Source organism: Clostridiales bacterium (genome assembly GCA_017961515.1).
Classification (GTDB): domain Bacteria; phylum Bacillota; class Clostridia; order Acetivibrionales; family RGIG10202; genus RGIG10202.
The window spans coordinates 18802-38572 of sequence record JAGCXC010000092.1 but is presented as its reverse complement, the minus strand read 5'-3'; the positions used below and the strand labels follow the sequence as shown (position 1 = coordinate 38572).

Sequence of the window (19771 nt, the reverse complement as noted above, 5' to 3'; positions counted from 1 at the left end):
GTTATGATTTTTTTAGTGTGATACAATTATCGCTACAAAGATAAAATTTATTAATAAAAAAAATAAAGATAAATAAGATAAAAATTTATCGTATTTATCTTTATGCGCTAAATATGGCTGTAGTAAGCCTAATACAACTTTGCTTTTTTCTCTAAAGCTTTCCCAAATCCAACCCATGAATCACGTAATTTAAATCTTAAATCAGGATCCATAGTTCTTTCAATAATATCATTTAAATCTTTTTTTACTTCAAAAAAATCGCGTAATACAAATTCATCTTTACCAAGAAGATCCTCAACTTTGTTAATCCACTTATCTAATGGATCATTGTTGATTTGTCCAAATGAGTTTAACTTTTTTTTCAAGTGAGTTATAACAAGTTTAACTGCTTTTCGTTTTGCAAGAATATCTATATTTACCTCTTTTGGCTTAACCACTGGCATAGTAAATAACCTCCTGTGTTAAAAGTATAAAACGAAAAGAACAATTACAAAAGTGGTATCAATAATATTATAATATAAATTTATCAAGAAGTACAGGAAAAAACAGAAGCGCTTAATGACAACATTAAGCGCCCATGCCACAAACAAAAAATTGAAAATCCGCTTTTTTAAAAAGCAGATCAAATTATTTGTTTACTAAAACTTTGAATTTTTTACCCGCTTTGAATGATGGAACCTTAGATGCAGGGATAATCATCTCTGCTCCAGTTCTAGGATTTCTTCCTCTTCTTTCGGATCTTTTTCTAACTTCAAAAGTACCAAAACCAACTAAGATAACTTTGCCACCCTTAGCTAGAGTTCTCTGTGTTGTGTCAACAAGAGCATTTAATGCAGCTTCACAATCTTTCTTGCTTAGTCCTGATTTTGTAGCCATAGCACTAACTAATTCTGCTTTGTTCATTTAAAATAACCCCCTATTTTTTTTAAAATTCCATCTAAAATATATTACCTATGGGACCACTCTCAACCATTTGCAATATCACAAAAAGTGAGCGTTTCTTGCGAAATCTACACTAATATACAAAAATATATCAATATAGTCACAAGCATATAGTTCGGCTGTCCCAAATAACCTACTAAAGTGCAGTATAACAATAAATTAAATATTTGTCAATATTTTATATATCAATTCATAGGATAATTTGACTTATTATGTTAGAACCAAAATAATACAAAATATATGGTTTTAAATTACCATATATGATATAATGCATATATGGCATGAAATAATTGTAATTTAACATAAAATTACTTAAATAAGGGTTGTATTAGTAGATGTGATGTGATATACTTTGCACGGGAGTTTGTGAAAAAAAGATTTTAGGTAAGAAGATAATGGATTATTTGCTTGTGCAAATAAGTGTCAGTTTGGCCTGGAAGTAGATTTGCAGACTAAGTAGAGTTTATGTTTGTAAGTGATATAAGAGCAAGGTGGCATAGAAAAAAATCCTACTAAAATTAAATAGTATTTTGCAAATCCGCGAACAATTATAAACAAATTGATCGCAAAGTATATTTTAAATAAAAACTTTGTAAGGATTTTCTTAATCGTGAGGTTGAAGGAATGAGTTGCAAGAAAATGCATGGCAATGTTATGTGTTGTCAATATTTGGGTAGTGGTTGCACAAAACCGTGGGACACACGGGGTTAGCTCGCTTATGCTTAGCACAATTGTGCTATCGAACGAGAACCGACTGTTTGCGTGTTGCAGCAAAAGGAAGCCCACACCTCTATGCGGAAAAGCTTATGGCAAAAATTTGAAGCGTAGACGAGGGGAGGATGTCATACTTTGATCAATAACATAAGGGGTGATTTAAGTTGTTAGATTTTCTTAATTTTCCAGAGGACAAAGTGACAGTTAATTTTCATTATAAGAGAAGAGATAACGACTACAAAGACTGGAGTTTTTGGGTATGGGAAAGAGATAAGTTTGGCAAAGACTTTTCTCCAAGAGAAGTTGAATTTGATAAAAAAAATGCAAAGGAAGATGAATTTGGTAGGGTTCTTACCTTGTCACTTAGCAAAACGAGAAGATTAAAAAAAATAGGATTTGTAGTAAAAAAGGCGCAAGGAGAAAATCGATGGAAAGAAAAAGATGGAGATGATAGGTTTATACCTATCAAAAAAGGTAGTAATGTTAATGTTTACATTATAGATAATGAGAAAGAGTTTTTCTTTAATAAAGAAGATGCAAATCGATATTTAAACAGCGTAGATAGAGTTTTACCTACTGAAAAAGAGGCAGTGGAGAAAATAAAAATTAAGATTCATTATAGTAGATATAACAAAGATTATGATGGATGGAATATATGGTTGTGGGAAAAAGATAGATTAAGCTCTGAAAAAGAAGGCAGGGAGTACTATTTTACTGGAGAAGACGACTATGGTAAGTACGCTGAATTCTATAAAGGAAAGAGTGAAGGATTAACTCAATTAGGAATTATAATAAAAAGGAATAATTGGGAGAAAAGGGATATCTATATAAACCGTTATATAGATGTAACTAGGCTTAATGAAAAAGGGGAACTTGAGGTCTTTTTGTTACAAGATGAGGAAAATATTGTGTACAAGAGAGAAGACGTTGATGCGTCACCTAAGATACTCAAATCCTATATAGATGGATCTAATAGAATTTGTGCGGTATTAAATTACGCAATAGAAGGCGAAGTTTCCATTAACGATTTTAAAGTAAAAGATGGAAAAGAAGAGGTAGAGATTAAAGGAGTTAATCAGATAGGGTATAAGTTTTATGAAATACTAACAAAAGATGAATTGTTAGTTACAAAAAGGTATACCTTATTAAGGGATGGATATGGAGAAAGTCAAGTATCTTTAGAAAATAGATATGATAGTAAAGAGTTTAAGGATTTGTATGTCTATGATAAAGAAGATTTGGGACTTACATATGGAGAGGAACGTAGTAAATTTAAAGTGTGGGCACCTACAGCAAGTAGTATAAAAATTTGTTTGTATGCAGATGGAATAGAAGGAGAGGCAATACAGGAGATAGAAATGGATCCATCTGAAAATGGGACGTGGGAAAAAACAATAAAAGGAAATTTGAAGGGGTTATTCTACACGTACAAAGTAAATAATTATGGAAAAGAGAGAGAAGCTGTAGACATATATGCAAAAGCAGTAGGCGTAAATGGAGAAAGGGGAGCAATTGTAGACTTAAAGGATACAGATCCTTCAGGTTGGGATAAGGATAAGGGCCCTGTTCTAAAAAACATTGAAGATGCTATAATATATGAAGTGCATGTGAGAGATTTAACAATAGACAAAAATTCGGGAGTTGTTAACAAAGGTAAGTTCTTAGGATTAACAGAGAAGGGAACTAAAAGCAAAGAAGGAGAAAAAACAGGTCTTTCGCACATAGAAGAGTTAGGTGTAACGCATGTGCACTTGTTGCCTATATTTGATTTTAGTGGAGTAAATGAAAGAGTTAATGATGGGAAATATAATTGGGGTTACAATCCAGAAAATTATAATGTTCCAGAAGGCTCATATTCTACCAATGCAGAAATCCCTGAGGTAAGGATAATGGAGTGTAAAAAAGCAATTAAGGCATTACACGATAAGGGTATAGGTGTTATTATGGATGTTGTTTATAATCACACAGCAAAGACGGAGGATTCGAATTTTAATAAGATAGTGCCTGGTTATTATCATAGAAAAAATAGTAATGGTACATTCTCGAATGGGTCAGGTTGTGGTAATGAAACGTCCTCAGAGAGAGAAATGACAGGGAAAATGATAAGAGATTCATTAAGATATTGGATGAAGGAATATCATATTGATGGGTTTAGGTTTGATCTTATGGGATTACATGATTTTAATCTTATGAATAAAATAAGAGAGGAAATGGATGCCATTAAGGAAAATGTCATACTCTATGGAGAGGGATGGACAGGATATGAAGGATCAGCTTTGCCTTATGAGCTCCAAGCAAGGAGAGAACATGCTTGGAAGCTAGATAGAATAGGTACATTTAACGATACTTTAAGGGATGCTATAAAAGGAGCCAATACAGAATCTACAGAAAGAGAAGCAGGTTTTGCAAATGGAGCTTTTGGAAAAGAAGAATTGATAAAAACATCTATTGTGGCAGCTGTAAAACATCCACAGGTTGGTATTCCACCAAAAGTAGATAGTCCAGTGAAGACAATAAACTATGTATCAGCTCACGACAACTTGACATTGTGGGATAAGATAAATTGTACCAATGGAGGAGACATGGAGTCGGAGAGAATAAAAATAGATAAGCTTAGTGCGGCTATAGTGTTGACAAGTCAGGGTATTCCGTTTATCCATGGAGGAGAAGAATTTCTACGTACAAAAGGTGGAGTACATAATAGTTATAATTCTGGAGATGAAGTCAATAAATTTGACTGGTATAGAAAATCTAAATATATAGATGTTAATAATTACTATAAAAGGCTTATAAGACTTAGAAAGGGACATCCTGCGTTTAGAATGACAAAGGCGGAGGATATACAAAAAAATATAACCTTTATTGATATGCATATTCCAAATGTGGTTGCCTACACAATAAATAACAATGCAAATGGTGATGTATTCAATAAAATAGTTGTCATATTCAATGCCAATACAGGTAGTGTAAAAGTAACATTACCTGATGGAGTGTGGGCGAAGGTTATAGATGGACGAAAAGAAGATATAACGACGCTTGAATGTGTTAAAAATATCAAGTTAAAGGAATTAAAGTTAAAGCATGATAAAAGTGACAATGAGCTAAATGATAATGAACTTTGGGTAGAAGGTAGAACTGCTGTAGTATTAGCTGATGCCCTGAGTGTAAAAAAGGAACTTGAAATGAAAAATAAGATAAAAGGTTCAAAATCAGGTAGAAAAGTGAGAGATACATATAAGACTAGGACAGAGCTTGAAAATAAGAAACGAATAGATAGAAGAAGAAGAGAACTAGAACGCATAAATCTAGAAGAGCTTGATAATAGAAAAAGAGCTAGTTTGGAATTTAGGAGATAGATAAAAAATAACAAAAAATTCCTTCTATGGCAATTTATATATTGTAATTTTAATCTATATATTATATAATAAATGGAAAGAATTAGAACAAAGGAGTAGATGGTCATAGAAGGATTGAATAAAAAAAACATAACGCTAGTGATAATTATATTGTGTATGATAGCAATTGTTATAGGATATGAAGCGTTAGGCAAGAAGAATGAATGTGAAGTTTTAGTAGAGCAAAATAATAAAGGTACTGAAGAAAGAGAAGAAGAGAAAATAGAAGTATATATTTTGGGATGTGTAAAAAATCCAGGGACGTACGAGGTGCCTAAAAATTCAACAGTGGAGAAAGTTGCAAAAAAAGCAGGGGGATTTACAGAAGGAGCGGACTTAGAGAGAGTAAATTTGGTATATAAAATAAAAGATAATATGATGATTTTTATAAAAGATAAAAAGGACAGAGAAAAAGAAGTAAAACCGCTTGAGACTAGGATTATTGTATACGAAAGAGAAAAGCCTTTGGAGAGAGAATCAAAAAATAAGAACCAAAAAATAAAATGTAGAGTAGAAACTGAGAATGTGTCCCTAAAAGAGAATTGTACTAATGAAGAGAAAGAGAATATAGGAGAAAAAAATTTAAGTATACAAAAGCATTATGAAGATAATCAAAAAGATTTAGCTTCCTCAAAAGAAGATTTATTAACGAAGGAAGATTTTGGCCGTTTGATTGAGAAAAAAACTGAGAAAATTAGTAATAAAAAAACTGAAAAAGTAAAAGAACAAGAGTCAGGTATAAAAATAGTAAGAGGGTTATATGCAGAAGAAACAGATAAAAAGAATGTTTCACAGGTTAATATAAACACAGCGAATAAAGATGAGCTTATGTTACTACCTGGAATTGGATCTTCTATGGCGGACAAAATTATAAAGTATAGAGAAGAAAATGGAGAATTTAATGAGAAAGAAGAGCTTAGGAATGTATCTGGCATGGGAGAAAATAAGTTTAAAGGTATAAAAGATAGTATAGTTTTGTAAGATAGAAAAGAAAGGAATTTTTGTTATGAATTTTGAAGAATTAGGGATATGTCAAGAAGTGTTAGAGTTATTAAAAAAGAATGGGATAAAAGAGCCAACTATGGTGCAAGAGAGGTCTATACCTATACTAAGGCAAGGTAAAGACTTAATTGCACAAGCTCAAACAGGAACAGGAAAAACACTAGCCTTTATATTACCTATGATAGAAAAAATTAATTTTAAAAAAGATTATATACAAGCCTTGATAGTGACACCTACGCGGGAGTTGGCAAAACAAATAACAGATGAAGCGCAGAAGTATATGAAGGATGCATCAATCTTATTGATATGCGGAGGACAAGATATAGAACAGCAAATAACCAAAATAAAGAATGGTATACATATTGTTGTTGGAACGCCAGGAAGATTGGTAGATCATATAAAGAGAAAGACTATAGATTTAGAAAAAGTAAATATTCTTGTGTTGGATGAGGCAGATCTTATGTTAGACATGGGGTTTTTAAGCGAGGTACGAGATATAATAAATCATGTGCCTAAGAAGAGACAGACCATGTTATTTTCTGCTACCATATCAAAGGGTGTTAAAATTTTGGCTAAAAAATTTTTAAATGAAGCAGAAAGAGTGACAATAAAGCCTAAGGAGGTTATGCTTGAAAATATAAAACAGATAATGGTTCGTACAAGTGAGGAAGAAAAGCTAAATGCGCTTTGTGATGCATTAGACAAGATGAATCCATTTATGTCTATGGTGTTTTGTAAGACTAGAGAAAATGTAATTTTTCTAAATGATGAGTTGGGTAAGTTGGGCTATCAGTGTGATGAATTAAGAGGAGATATGACGCAAAGAAAAAGAGAAAGAGTAATGAAGATTTTTAAAAAGGCGGATTTACCTATTTTGATATCAACAGATATTGCTGCAAGGGGGCTTGATATTGAGGGGGTTACTCATGTATTTAGTTATGATGTTCCACAAAATGTAGATTCTTATATCCATAGGATAGGAAGGACAGGAAGAAAAGGACAGGACGGAGTTGCAGTAACTTTTGTTACAGCAAGGGAAGAGGAAAAATTTCTTAGCATAGAGAATAGCATTATTGGGGATATAGAGAAGAGACAATATGGTAATATAGATATAGAGAGTAATTTTTTTGGCAGGAGAGGAAGAAAAAATAATAGGAATCTGGGTGGAAAACATGTCGCTAAAAGAAGTAAGTATAAAAGACGGAATGCCAACAGTGAGACAAGCACTAAAAATTTTAGATATGGAAATAGAAAAGGCTAGAAGTATAAATATATCCTGCATAAAAGTAGTGCATGGATATGGTTCTACCGGAGTAGGTGGTAAGATAAAGGCAAGGCTTGATGCTGTTTTGCCTAAGAAAAAGAAAGATGGACAAATAAAGGATTTTATACCGGGCAAGGATTGGTCTATTTTTAATGAAAAGACTAGACATGTGTTGGACAAGGTGAGTGGAGCAAGGAATGATGAAGATTTAGATAAATTCAATATAGGTATAACGGTGATTGTTTTGTAGAGCCAATTTATAAAAATGTGAGGGATAAAAGTGTTTGAGATTGTAGAGAGAAAAGATTTAAATAGCGAAGTTGTTTTGATGAAGATTTACGCACCCAAGATATCTAAAAAGGCAAAAGCAGGTCAGTTTATAATGTTAAGAGTTGATGAAGTAGGTGAGAGAATACCACTAACCATAGCTGATTATGATAGAGACTTGGGTACTGTAACAATAATATTTCAGACGGTAGGTTATACAACCAATAAGTTGGCGCACAAAAAGAAAGGGGATAACATATTGGATTTTGTGGGCCCATTGGGTAGGGCATCGTGTTTTGATAATGCAAAAAAAGTTTTAGTTGTTGCAGGAGGGTTAGGTGCCGCTATTGCATACATAAAAGTAAAAGAATTGAATGAAGCGGGATGCGATGTTGATGTTGTTATGGGATTTAGAAATAAAGATTTGATTATATTAGAAGAAGAGATGCGAAAAGTAGGGAAAAAAGTATTTATAACAACAGATGATGGATCTAATGGTAATAAAGGATTTGTTACAGATGAAATAAAGAATCTTTTAAAGGATATTAAATATGATTTAGTTGATGTAGTAGGTCCACTTAAGATGATGAAAGCTGTTTGTGATACAACTAAGCCATATGGTATTAAGACAACAGTTAGTATGAATCCTATAATGATAGATGGTACAGGTATGTGTGGTTGTTGTAGACTTACAGTAGGAGGAGAAATAAAATTTGCATGTGTAGATGGTCCGGACTTTGATGGGCACAAAGTACATTTTGATGAAATTATTGTAAGAAATGAAATGTATAGAGATTATGAAAAAGAGTCGGTTAAGAAGAATAATCATGAATGCAATTTGTATAAGTTGGCTAAAGATAAGGAGGGTAGAGATGAGTGATTTATCAAAGAGGGTAGTTATGCCAGAGCGAGATCATAATGTAAGGAATAAAGATTTTAAAGAGGTTGCTAGTGGATATACTGAAGAAATGGCTATAAAAGAAGCTAGGAGGTGTTTAAATTGTAAGACAAAGCCTTGTGTTGTAGGGTGTCCACTTAACATAAATATACCAGAATTTATACATTTGGTAGCACAGGGTGAGTTTGAAAAAGCAAGTTATGAATTAAAAAAACAAAATGTTATGCCTGCAGTTTGTGGAAGAGTGTGTGATCAGGAACATCAGTGTGAAGGAGTGTGCCTTAGGGGAAAAAAGGGAGAATCTATTGCAATTGGGAGACTGGAGAGGTTTGTTGCTGATTTTGTTTTAAACAAAGGAGAAATAAAGCCAGAGATAAATATAGCTAAAAAGAATAAGAAAGTTGCGGTTGTAGGATCTGGGCCATCTGGGTTAGCATGTGCTAAGAGCATGTACATGTACGGTTATGATGTAACTATATTTGAGGCATTACATGTAGCGGGCGGGGTACTTATGTACGGTATACCTGAGTTTAGATTACCCAAAGATATAGTTAGGGCTCAAATAGATGAGATAAAAAGACTAGGTATAAAGATAGAAACGAATATGGTTATAGGGAAAGTTCTTTCAATAGATGATTTGTTTGAAGAAGGATATAGTGCGGTTTATATAGGAACAGGAGCTGGACTTCCTAAATTTATGGGTATAGACGGAGAGAATGCCAATGGAGTTTATTCAGCAAATGAATTTTTAACGAGGATTAATTTGATGGAGGCAAAACGTTTTCCAGAGTACGATACACCAGTATGCGTGGGCGATAGTCTTGCAGTAATTGGTGGAGGGAATGTAGCAATGGATGTTGCAAGAACAGCAAAGAGAATGGGTTGTAAAAATGTGTATGTTATATATAGAAGATCCATGGATGATATGCCAGCAAGAAGAGAAGAGGTAGATCATGCATATCATGAAGGTGTAATTTTTAAATTTTTAAAGAATCCTAAAAAAATTATAAAAGATGATTTGGGCAAGGTTTGTGCACTGGAATGTGTTGATATGGATCAAGGAGAAGTAGATGATAAAGGAAGAAGAAAAGTTTATGAAAAAGTAGGAAGTGAACATATAATAGAAGTGGACACAGTAGTTATGGCAATAGGTCAGTCTCCAAACAACCTTATAAGTAATGAAACACCTGATATAGCTACAACAAAATATGGAGGTATAGTAGTTGACCAAGAGACATACATGACGACAAAAGAAGGAGTTTTTGCAGGAGGAGATGTTGTGTCAGGGGCTGCCACTGTTACTTTAGCAATAAAAGCAGGACAGGATGCGGCGAATAAAATGAACGAATACATAATCAAAAAAGGTTAGAGTAAAAATAAGGTCTATACTATTATCTTGATTTTGCAATTTAGAGTACATTTGATTGTGAAATTATGATAATTTTTCTTATATAAAGATAAAGAGTTAAGATTATAAAAGAAAAATTAATGATGCTATTACCCAGATTTGCATGACGAGTATAAAAAAATTAAACCTACAGTTAGATTGTTCTACTTGTAGGTCTAATAATTGTTATTATTCATGTAAATTGGGATGTGTGTCTATAACATTTTTATTAATTATATCCTTGGCTTTGGTTAATCCTTGCGAAACAATGTCCATAGTTCTATCGTAGGATTTTTGGGCCATTTCACATGATTGGGAAGACATATTAAATTGTGTTGCCCAATCTTTTTGTTTGTCTAAGGGTATAATTTGATACGTATGTTTTTCTTGTTCTACGTATAAATTGACCCAAGTAGGCATAACATCAACAGAAGTCAACATAACAGAATCGTCACTGTACTTTGTAAATGTAAAAGAAAATAAAACTCCATCTTCTGTGTGACCGGTTTTAAGATCCATTAGGGATTTACGTTGATTTGATACAGCGTTACCCAAAGAATATATACAAACGGTATCTTTATTTGACAAATCTGAATGAATTATGTCTATAGGTTGAATTACATGAGGATGTCCTCCCACTATAACATCAACACCAAGGTCAGATAATTTTTTTGCAATGGAGCGCTGAAAGTTGTTCTCTTCTGTTTGATATTCAGATCCCCAGTGCATGAAATAGACTATAGCATGTGCATTATCTTTTCTAATACGTTCAAGCAATTTTTCCTGTTCACTATAGAATTTATCAAGGCGATTGTAGTCAAATACGTTGATTAGAGGACTGGTTTCTTTGCTTAAGCTAAGTCCATTAACGCTTGCAATACCGTTGTCGTTTATTGTTCCATAAGTGTAATTTACCATTGCAACGCGTATTCCGTTTATATCTTGAATTATGTAATTTTTGTCGGATACATTACCTCGTGTACCGATAAAATCTACATTTTTTTGCCTTAATATCTCAATAGTTCTAAAAAATCCCTTTTCACCTGCATCATTGGAATGATTGTTTGCAGTGAGAAATAATTTAAACCCAGAAGCTTTAGCAGAATCAATCATATTGTCAGGGCATCTAAATAAAGGATATCCAGAAAAACGGCTTCCCGCAAGACTTCCCTCTAAATCAATAGCTGCGTAGTCAAGATCTTTTACGTATGGAGTTATATATGTAAAAATTTTCTCAAAATTGTAAGATTGAGAAGTAGAGTCACAAAAAGCTCTTAATATAGGCGAATGTATTAGAAGATCTCCCATACTGCCAATTTTTGCAGTAGATATCACCTGAATTGGTTTTTGTACGTCCAGGGTATTTAGTATATTATCTTGTGTTGAGGCGGTAACGACTGGATCATGTTTTATTGTTTTAACTATACCAACAGTAGCGAAAGAAAGTATCAAAAGAAGCAGACAAATAATTAATGATAATTTTGATCTGAGTATTTTTTTCATTTAAATTTTCTCCTTTGTGTAATTTTTTCTGCTGTTGGTATTTTAACATTATACACATAAAATTACAAGTAACCAAAACAAATAAATAACATATTATGAAGTATAAAACATAAAAAGGAGGTAAAATGATGGGATTATGTAGTAACAATAACAATAGCGTAGTTGCGGGATTGATATCACCAGGCGATATGTCTAGAATAAGGGAAGCAGTGTGTGTTCAAGTAGAAAAGATATACGATTCCTGCAGAGAAAAAGATTGTGTAGAAAACGTTAGAGTAATGTTTAGAAACTTAAATCCAGAACAAAGAGAAGCAATAAACAACGCAATAAACGTGAAGCTAAGAGAAGTTACACTAAAAGATGTAATAACTGACATAGAAGAAGTTCCATTTAAGCGAGGTTTTTATACTGTAGATGTTAAATACATTATGAAGGTTGAGCTAGACTTTTTCGTGAGAGAACCAGGAAGTATATGTGTTGTTCCTATAAAGGGGGATATTGCATTTAACAAGAAGGTTATTTTGTTTGGATCTGAAGGTAACATAAAAATCTTTAAATCACACTTTGAAGTTGGACAAAATAATAGACCAATAAAGACATCTCTACAGCAAGATAATTTGCCAATAGCAAAAATAGAGGTGGCAGATCCTATAGCATTAAATGCACAGGTTAGGGGAATAATGGATAAATTCTTTGAAGATAATGACGATTGTTGTTGCTGTTGTGACAATGATGACTGTGATGAAACAAGACAATTTCCTTTAAGAAGAGTATATGTTACAGTGGGCGTATTTAGTATTATAAAACTGATACGTTATGTACAATTGTTGATACCAGCATTTGATTTTTGTTATCCAAATAAAGAATGCATAGCGTCAACTGATGAAAATCCATGTGAGATATTTGACAATATAGAATTTCCATATAATGAATTTTATCCACCTCAAATATTCGATTTTCCAGGTGCATTAGAACAAGAAGAAGCTTTACAAAATGCAAGTAGTGGTACTAGTTGTGCTAATAACCAAGTAGCATCAGCGGGAGAGACTGTTTGTTATAACATATGAATAAGGGGAGAGTTCTCCCCATTCTATATTTTACAGTGTGGCTTTTCCTGGGATAATTGCATCTACAACTCCATAAATTATAGCTCCTATAAGTGCACCCCAAAGAGAAACTGAGTACCCAGAAACAAAAAATTGAGTCATATAAATTATTATGGCGGACAAAAGGAATCCGGAAAATCCTCTGCCAAAAGCACTTGCATTAACGCCAGATATTTTTAGTATTAAAAAATCAAGTAGTGCAATAACTATAGCTCCTATTAATAATGGAATGATCCCGGCAATTGTAAAGCCTGGAGTAAAAAATGCTGTTATTCCAAGAACAACTGCAGCTATTACAAATCTAACGACAAAATGTACAAAAGAAAAATTGTCTGAAGATGAGACACTATAATTGTTAGACACTAAAAATCACTTCCTTTCAAATTAATTTTAATATGCGTATTTAGTATGATTATAAATACAAAAATTTATTCTGATTACATTAAAATGTCGTATTGGTAACAGAGTAAAAATATGATAAAATAAAAGGAATATTTTACTTAATAGGAGGGGATTTAATGGAAGATGAAGAAAAACTTATGTTGTTAAAAGATCGGTTTACGTTTTCAATATATACAATATGTGGTACTCGAATTAAAGTAAGAAATGAAGCATTTATAAATCCAACAGGAAGTTTGATTGAACAGATTGATTTATTTGAGTATACAAAGGATGATGAACAAAAAGCAGTAGATATATTAAATGATTTATTAGACGAGGTTTCGTTAGATGAAAAAGCCTACGATGTATTGACATGCACTGGTGGGACATCAAGAAATACAGTTGATGGAGTAAGAAAAGATATAAAGGGCATGTTTTATAAGTTACAGAAAAATATCTCAGATGTATCATCTTCTAATAATGACGGAGCAAGGAAAATTGAGTATGCTAGGTTACAAAAAGGTTTTAGATTAATTGCGCAGGTATTAAAGGACTATGATATAGATTCAGATATTATAGCATCTAGTATAAATACTATAAGCGATTCTAGCAAACATTGTATGAGTAATTGGAAATTTACGTTGATTGGGCTTATGATAAACTTTGAAGATCAAATACGAGATATGTTGTCGAAAAAAGGCGTGACTATTGGAAAAAAGCGAACAATATATGATGAAGAGGATAAAATATATGATCTTTTATTAAATGCATTTTATAAAGCAAAAAGGCATGTGGCATATGACTTAATTAGCAAATTTATAGATGAAATAGACGTATATGAAGAAGGGGTTACACATTGTAAAGATGTTTGTACAAGTTTTTTAAATAGGGAATATGATATGAATCTTTCGCAATTAGAAGATGTTCCTGAACATTTGTTGTCAAAAGAGTTGATATTCCATATTGAAAAAGATTTTGAGAAATATATAGAGAAAGAAGAAATATATGAATTAATATTTGATCAGGCAATAAAAATTTGTATGGAGGATGTTAAGGAAAATCCCAACAAGATAAATCAGATCCTGAATTGGTTTTATGTTTACTTGGTAGAAAGTGAAATGACACAAAATTCGTTGGATGTGTGTGATTTTGTGGAGAAATATATTACAAGAGGTGAATACAATCAGGAATTACGTTATGCTGCAGTAAAAGAGATGATGATGTATTATGGATTTATAGAAACCTCTTCTGAAGAGGGGATGTTTTTTAGGGAAGAAAGGGTTTTACAATCATTATTAGACATTAACATAAATGATCAACAAGCAAAAGATGAGTTTAAGCAAGATGTGTTAAGTATATTAAGGAATGATAAGGATATATTAATAAAATTTATGTCAAATTCATTAGTTTTAAAATATAATCTTTTTGATAGAAAAGATATAGAAAAGACTTTTGATGATAAAAACAATTTTACGAAGTGGTTGTTATGTTCGTGTGAATGTAGTAACACAATGTTGGTAAAGTATTTAATAGAAAAAGGAGTGGACGTAAATGTTGAAAGCGGTGGGGACATGCCGCTAATGTACGCGTGCCATTACGGGAATAAAGACATTGTAGAATGTCTAGTAGAGGCTGGAGCAAATGTAAATCAAAAAGATGAAAAACATAGGACGCCTCTTATCGTAGCGTGTAGTAGAAACCATACAGATATAGTAGAATATCTATTGAAAAAAGGTGCAAAGGTAAATGAGGTGGGTCCATTAAAATGGACAGCATTAGTTATTGCTTGTAGTAATAACAATATGGAACTTATATTAAAGCTAGTAGAGAGTGGCGCAAATATTAATGTGAAATCGCAAGAAGACTGTACAGCATTGATGTACGCATGTGAAAAAAACAATTTAGCATTAGTTAAATATTTAATTGGACATGGTGCTCATGTAAATAGGGAAAATACCAAAGGATGGACAGCTCTTATGATAGCATGCGAAAAAAATAATTTAAAAATGATAAAATATTTAGTTCTACAAGGGGCTGATATAAATAAGGCAAATGCTGTAGGATGGACAGTGTTAATGATGGCGTGCGAATACAACAATATTGATATAGTAAAATATTTGATTGAGTGTGGAGCAAAAGTAAATAGAGAAAATTATGACGGGTGGACGGCATTGTTAATAGCTAGCAAGAATAACAATGAGGATATAGTAAGATTTCTTGTGGAGAATGGTGCATTTGTTGACAAAAAGAATACAGCACAAAATACAGCTCTAATGTACGCTTGCGATAACAGAAATACAAAGCTTGCAATGTACTTAATAAAACATGGAGCTAGAATAAATAGTAAAAATGATAAAGGGTTTACTCCATTGATTATAGCTTGTAGTAACGACAATACAGAGCTTGCAATGTACTTAATAAATTGTGGAGCTAACGTGAACGAAAAAATCAATGAAGGAGGTACGGCACTAAATATAGCATGTAGAAATAACAATGAAGAATTAATAGGGTGTTTAATCAAAAATTTCGCGTCTGTAGCTGATTTAGATGAGGAAAATAAAATGAAAATTGATTCGTTGTTGTATCAAAATCGCAGGGTATCAAGTAGAAGCATAGTTAGGGAAATCTCTTGTGTTATGGAGATGAGGCAAAAGCGTAAGAGAAAGAGAAGCAGAAACGACTATGGAGGCAAGGATAAGCAGGTTAAATTATAGATGGGTTTAATATTTGTAAACTAGCAAACAAGTGTGAATCTCCTGCTTTTAAGCATGGGGAGTGGTCAAAGTATGGCCAATCTACGCGGACTTATTTGCGTATGCATTAAAGTATCAGTGTCTTATGACATTGATACTATTTTTTTTATGATAGGCATGCCGCATGTAAACGCACGAATGTTAAATAGAGCAACATAACATTACGTTTTACAAGAAAAAAATACCTAAATTACTACCGATACAATTGGTTGACAACTCTATATTCATGTTGTAAACTTATATTAATGCAATTTTAGAATTGTAGAGGTTTTAAGGAAAGGTAGTTGATTGTTTATGAAATTTTATCCGGATAGTTTATCAAGGATATTAGGCGATGTGTGGAGTTGGTTTAAGATAGAAAGCAAAAAGACTTTATTAACAAGAGCATGTGAGAAAGGCCATACTAGATGGGCTAAATTTTTATTAAATGTAGGATTTAATGTAAACAAATTAGATGGAAATGGCAAGACACCTCTTTGGGCAGTATTATTTTCCGAATCAATAAACGAGGATAAAAAAGTTGAAATGGTTGAATTGTTACAAAGGTACAACGTGAACTTAGAGAGCGAGTCTCAAAAGGATTTATGTAAACCATTGGAATTTGTAATAGAAAAGGGTTATGCTAAATTGGCAAAGACATTAATAAATAGTGGTTCAAAAATAGAGTTTTCATATAGCTACGGAGAAAACATATTATGTAGAGTAGTAAACAGTAATTTGCTTAGTGCTAAAGATAAATTGGAATTAATAAATGTTTTAAAAGAGAATGATTTAGATTTGAATTTTGTAGATAATGAAGGAAAGACTGTACTATGGACAATTGTGGATGGGCAACAATCTGATGAAGAAAAGAAAATGATTATATCTAAATTAGTTGAGGTTGGGGTAGATATAAACAAGAGAGATAATCGTGGTTATTCATTACTTACATACACAATTGAAAACAAAAAAGATTTTATGAAAGATGTGTTGATTGAATGTGGAGCTAACACAGATATAGTTACTACTGATCGTATATTTGTTAAGTCATGGAATTATTTGATGTCTTATTTATTAAAGCCAGAAGTGCAAAAGAAGCTAATTAGAGTTGCCGTCGCTTTTCTAAGAGATGGAGTAAGAAAGTCAGATTCTTTAGGAGAAGATGAAAAGAAATGGATTGATACACCTTTAAGTATAATTGATAGAATAGCTAAGGATATTGATGCAATTGTTAAATTTACGAATGCATTGATTAAAGAGTATGATGAAATTACAAGTGTAATGAAAAGAGCTAAAAAAGCTTATCAGCTAATAGAGAAAGATGTAAAAAATATCACAATTAAAGTTTTGAACAATGTAGAGGGAGAAAGAGGAATAAGCGATGTTGCAGTTAGAGTTACAGCTAAGTCTCTAGATAAGTTTTTGAAAAATATAAACAAAGATTTAAAAAATGTCAATACAATAAAAATATTGAATAGTTTGCTAAAGGAAACATTAGAAAATATAGATTCAGAGTCTAAGAGAGATTTACTAAAAAAGAATGCAAGTTGTGTAGCAAATGAAGTAACATCCGAATTGGAAGACAGAATGAAAGGCTGTAAGAATAAAATAGTGAATGTAGTTGCAGACATTAGTAAAAGTATGTTTACTAGTACAACAAAAAGGTTAGCTGATGAAAATATTATTAAGTTGAAGAAAAATGTTAAGAAGATTAATAGCTCAACTATGAAAAATTACTCTAATAACAAAATAAGAGACATAAGAAAATTTTTCGCAACACCAGCTAAGAAAGACAAGTGGAAGAATACAGCAATAAATAATATAAAGTTTGTGTTAAATGATCAAAAGAGTTTAAGAAGAGTAAAAAAAGATAGAAAATTATTCACTCAAATTAGATTATTTATACAAGATAACAATAAAGATGGGAAGTTTTCGGAAGAGATAAGAAGAATAAATAAAAGTATTGCAAAGGGAAAAGAAAAAGCGTAATGGTTAGAATAATCTAATTAAGATTCCTACATCTAATAACAGGGTGTAGGGATTTTTTTATCTAATATTTAGCAAGAATATTTCATGTGTGTGAGTATATAATGTAATATGAAAAAGATACTTACACATATTTTATTTATAATTAGTATAGTTGTTTTAGTGCCAACTATTATTTTGAAAGGTTATAGCGGCGATTGTGTCATCAAAAGTAGATATTGCAAAAAAATTGATGTATATTATAAAAAAGATGACAAAATTGTATATTTGCCTTTGGAAGAATATATAAAGTGTGTTGTGGCAAAAGAAATGCCAGCACTCTTTGAAATAGAGGCCTTAAAGGCACAGGCTATAGCTGTGAGAACTTTTGTGTATAAAAAGATGAGTGAAGAAAAATCAAAAGTACACAAAGGTGCGACAGTGTGCACAGATTTTGCACATTGTCAGGCGTATGCGGAAAAAGATGCTATTTTAGTAGGGTGGGAAGATGATGCTGAAAAAAATTGGGATAAAATTAGCAAGGCAGTAGACGAAACTACAGGCAAAGTTGTTTGCTATGATAATGAGTTGATACTACCATTATTTCATTCAAATAGTACAGGCCTAACTGAAAGTTCAAAAGAAATTTGGTCCTCTATAGATATACCTTACTTAAGAAGTGTTGAGAGTTTTGGGACAGAAGATGTGTCATATGTTAGACTTTCAGTAGATGAATTCAAAAAAAAGATTTTACATAAATATCCCAATATAAAATTTTCTTCTGATGTTTTTAGTGATATAAAAGAGATTGAGAGAAATGAAAGTGATAGAGTAAGACATGTAAAAATTTCAGAAAATATCATAAAAGGAGAGGTGTTTAGAGAGATATTTTCGTTAAAATCTACCAATTTTAAATTAGTAAACATAGGAAATAATAAGATAGAAATTAAAGTATATGGTAGTGGTCATGGAGTGGGTCTTTGTCAAGTGGGAGCTAATGAAATGGCTAAGCGAGGCAAAAAATTTGACGATATACTAAAACATTATTATGGAAATATCAACATAGTAAATTTTTTTGATAAGTGATTTGACAAATTATACTGTATATTATAGTATTATAGAATAGCAGTTAACGAAAGAAATTAGGAGGAAAGTTTTAATGGGACCATTTTGGAGAAATATTAGAAAACATATTTCAATAGATGGATTGAGTGTGTTTACATCAATGATATTGTTGGTTGTGGCTATTACGGTTACAGGGTTTTATGCGGAAAGAGAGATAACGATTTTAGATAATGATAAGGTTACTAAAGTGAGTACTAAAATAAAGACAGTAGGAGAGTTGATGGATGATATTGGTTTAAAATTAGGGGAATATGATGTTTTAGATTTTGATTCGTCTACTAAGCTTAGAAAATTGCCAGAGGGTAAGATAAAAATAACTCGAGCATTACCTGTTTTAATCAAAGTGGATGGTAATTCGCACGCGTTGATGACAACTAAAGCTACAATAAAAGAAGTATTAGAAGAAGATAATGTTAAATTAGAACAATTTGATTTTGTAAGAGGGCATAGTTTAAATGATTGTATTACTGAAGGAATTAATATAGATCTTGTTCGTGTTACTAAGAAAGAGGAAGTTAAAATGGAAAAAGTTCCATTCAAGTCTAGAAAAAAAGAGAACATTAATTTAGACAGGTTAATAAGTCGAGTAATACAAAAGGGAGTACCAGGAGAGAGAGAGATAACGTATCAAATTACATATCATGATGGTAAGGAAGTCTCAAGAGATATTGAAAAAAATGTTATTACAAAGAAGCCAGTGGATGAGATAACAGAGGTAGGTACTTCACCTAGGAAAGAAATTTCAAGGGGTAGGTCATTTAGGTATAAAAAGATGATACCTATGAAGGCATCAGCTTATACGGCATCATATGAAGAGACAGGGAAAAGACCTGGCACTAAAGGATATGGTATAACAGCTAGTGGGATGAAAGCAGAAAGAGGTGTTGTAGCTGTTGATCCTAGGGTTATTCCTCTTGGTACTAGATTATATATAGAAACAGTTGGCAGAGGCCCTGATTATGGTTTTGCAATTGCAGCAGATACAGGTGGGGCAATAAAAGGAAATGTAGTAGACCTGTTTTATGAAAATAAGGTAGATGCCCTAAATTGGGGTAGAAGAAATGTAAGAGTATATATTTTAGACTGAGGG

General features: G+C 32.2%; 15 protein-coding genes. 11 read left to right on the top strand and 4 right to left on the bottom strand.

Going from position 1 to position 19771, the window contains the following annotated elements; genetic code table 11:
* Nucleotides 1–128 precede the first annotated feature (128 nt).
* Together J6Y29_06555 and J6Y29_06550 are read right to left on the bottom strand one after the other, a co-directional pair.
* Nucleotides 129–443 (bottom strand): hypothetical protein, encoded by a 315-nt coding sequence (locus J6Y29_06555; protein MBP5427525.1) that lies wholly within the window; start codon nt 441–443, stop codon nt 129–131.
* Nucleotides 444–627: 184 nt separating this feature from the next.
* Nucleotides 628–903: an HU family DNA-binding protein gene (locus J6Y29_06550; protein ID MBP5427524.1), complete on the bottom strand. Its 276-nt coding sequence runs from the start codon at nt 901–903 to the stop codon at nt 628–630.
* A gap of 917 nt (nt 904–1820) precedes the next feature.
* Here J6Y29_06550 and pulA point away from each other — a divergent pair.
* The 6 genes from pulA (at nt 1821) to gltA (ending at nt 9851) form a co-directional block, all read left to right on the top strand.
* Nucleotides 1821–5012, top strand: a complete 3192-nt coding sequence (gene pulA, locus J6Y29_06545) for a type I pullulanase (protein MBP5427523.1) — start codon at nt 1821–1823, stop codon at nt 5010–5012.
* Nucleotides 5013–5111: 99 nt separating this feature from the next.
* Nucleotides 5112–6032, top strand: a complete 921-nt coding sequence (locus J6Y29_06540) for a helix-hairpin-helix domain-containing protein (protein ID MBP5427522.1) — start codon at nt 5112–5114, stop codon at nt 6030–6032.
* Nucleotides 6033–6057: 25 nt separating this feature from the next.
* Nucleotides 6058–7314 carry a DEAD/DEAH box helicase gene (locus J6Y29_06535; GenBank protein ID MBP5427521.1) on the top strand — a complete coding sequence of 419 codons (1257 nt, stop codon included), beginning with the start codon at nt 6058–6060 and terminating at the stop codon, nt 7312–7314.
* Nucleotides 7268–7567 carry a hypothetical protein gene (locus J6Y29_06530; protein ID MBP5427520.1) on the top strand — a complete coding sequence of 100 codons (300 nt, stop codon included), beginning with the start codon at nt 7268–7270 and terminating at the stop codon, nt 7565–7567. The genes J6Y29_06535 and J6Y29_06530 overlap by 47 nt, the downstream gene beginning before the upstream one ends.
* A 30-nt stretch (nt 7568–7597) precedes the next feature.
* Entirely contained in the window at nt 7598–8464 is an 867-nt protein-coding gene (locus tag J6Y29_06525) for a sulfide/dihydroorotate dehydrogenase-like FAD/NAD-binding protein (GenBank protein ID MBP5427519.1), read from the top strand.
* Entirely contained in the window at nt 8457–9851 is a 1395-nt protein-coding gene (gene gltA, locus J6Y29_06520; GenBank protein MBP5427518.1) for an NADPH-dependent glutamate synthase, read from the top strand. Before J6Y29_06525 ends, gltA begins: the two co-directional genes overlap by 8 nt.
* A gap of 207 nt (nt 9852–10058) precedes the next feature.
* Here the strand turns inward: gltA and J6Y29_06515 are convergent, their stop codons facing one another.
* Nucleotides 10059–11372, bottom strand: a complete 1314-nt coding sequence (locus tag J6Y29_06515) for a CapA family protein (protein ID MBP5427517.1) — start codon at nt 11370–11372, stop codon at nt 10059–10061.
* A 128-nt stretch (nt 11373–11500) separates the two neighbouring features.
* On the opposite strand from J6Y29_06515, the gene J6Y29_06510 reads away from it, so the two are divergent.
* On the top strand, nt 11501–12439 hold the full coding sequence (locus tag J6Y29_06510) for a hypothetical protein (protein ID MBP5427516.1): 939 nt from the start codon (nt 11501–11503) through the stop codon (nt 12437–12439).
* Nucleotides 12440–12469: 30 nt separating this feature from the next.
* Here the strand turns inward: J6Y29_06510 and J6Y29_06505 are convergent, their stop codons facing one another.
* A complete protein-coding gene (locus tag J6Y29_06505) occupies nt 12470–12841 on the bottom strand; it encodes a phage holin family protein (GenBank protein ID MBP5427515.1) in 372 nt (123 codons plus the stop codon).
* A 155-nt stretch (nt 12842–12996) separates the two neighbouring features.
* Here J6Y29_06505 and J6Y29_06500 point away from each other — a divergent pair, with 155 nt between their 5' ends.
* The 4 genes from J6Y29_06500 to J6Y29_06485 all read left to right on the top strand — a co-directional run bounded on the left by J6Y29_06500 (nt 12997) and on the right by J6Y29_06485 (nt 19768).
* Nucleotides 12997–15573 (top strand): ankyrin repeat domain-containing protein, encoded by a 2577-nt coding sequence (locus tag J6Y29_06500; protein MBP5427514.1) that lies wholly within the window; start codon nt 12997–12999, stop codon nt 15571–15573.
* Nucleotides 15574–15906: 333 nt separating this feature from the next.
* Nucleotides 15907–17580, top strand: coding sequence for an ankyrin repeat domain-containing protein (locus J6Y29_06495; GenBank protein MBP5427513.1), 1674 nt, complete (start codon nt 15907–15909; stop codon nt 17578–17580).
* A 108-nt stretch (nt 17581–17688) separates the two neighbouring features.
* Nucleotides 17689–18642, top strand: a complete 954-nt coding sequence (gene spoIID, locus J6Y29_06490; protein MBP5427512.1) for a stage II sporulation protein D — start codon at nt 17689–17691, stop codon at nt 18640–18642.
* Nucleotides 18643–18715: 73 nt separating this feature from the next.
* A complete protein-coding gene (locus tag J6Y29_06485; GenBank protein ID MBP5427511.1) occupies nt 18716–19768 on the top strand; it encodes a G5 domain-containing protein in 1053 nt (350 codons plus the stop codon).
* Nucleotides 19769–19771: the final 3 nt, after the last annotated feature.

Excerpts from the sequence above, each read along its gene's own strand:
- gltA (MBP5427518.1), top strand. The coding sequence starts at position 8,457 with ATGAGTGATTTATCAAAGAGGGTAGTTATGCCAGAGCGAGATCATAAT.
- J6Y29_06540 (MBP5427522.1), top strand. The coding sequence starts at position 5,112 with ATGGTCATAGAAGGATTGAATAAAAAAAACATAACGCTAGTGATAATT.
- J6Y29_06485 (MBP5427511.1), top strand. The coding sequence starts at position 18,716 with ATGGGACCATTTTGGAGAAATATTAGAAAACATATTTCAATAGATGGA.
- spoIID (MBP5427512.1), top strand. The coding sequence starts at position 17,689 with ATGAAAAAGATACTTACACATATTTTATTTATAATTAGTATAGTTGTT.
- J6Y29_06550 (MBP5427524.1), bottom strand. The coding sequence starts at position 903 with ATGAACAAAGCAGAATTAGTTAGTGCTATGGCTACAAAATCAGGACTA.
- J6Y29_06500 (MBP5427514.1), top strand. The coding sequence starts at position 12,997 with ATGGAAGATGAAGAAAAACTTATGTTGTTAAAAGATCGGTTTACGTTT.
- J6Y29_06535 (MBP5427521.1), top strand. The coding sequence starts at position 6,058 with ATGAATTTTGAAGAATTAGGGATATGTCAAGAAGTGTTAGAGTTATTA.
- J6Y29_06555 (MBP5427525.1), bottom strand. The coding sequence starts at position 443 with ATGCCAGTGGTTAAGCCAAAAGAGGTAAATATAGATATTCTTGCAAAA.
- J6Y29_06515 (MBP5427517.1), bottom strand. The coding sequence starts at position 11,372 with ATGAAAAAAATACTCAGATCAAAATTATCATTAATTATTTGTCTGCTT.
- J6Y29_06510 (MBP5427516.1), top strand. The coding sequence starts at position 11,501 with ATGGGATTATGTAGTAACAATAACAATAGCGTAGTTGCGGGATTGATA.
- J6Y29_06495 (MBP5427513.1), top strand. The coding sequence starts at position 15,907 with ATGAAATTTTATCCGGATAGTTTATCAAGGATATTAGGCGATGTGTGG.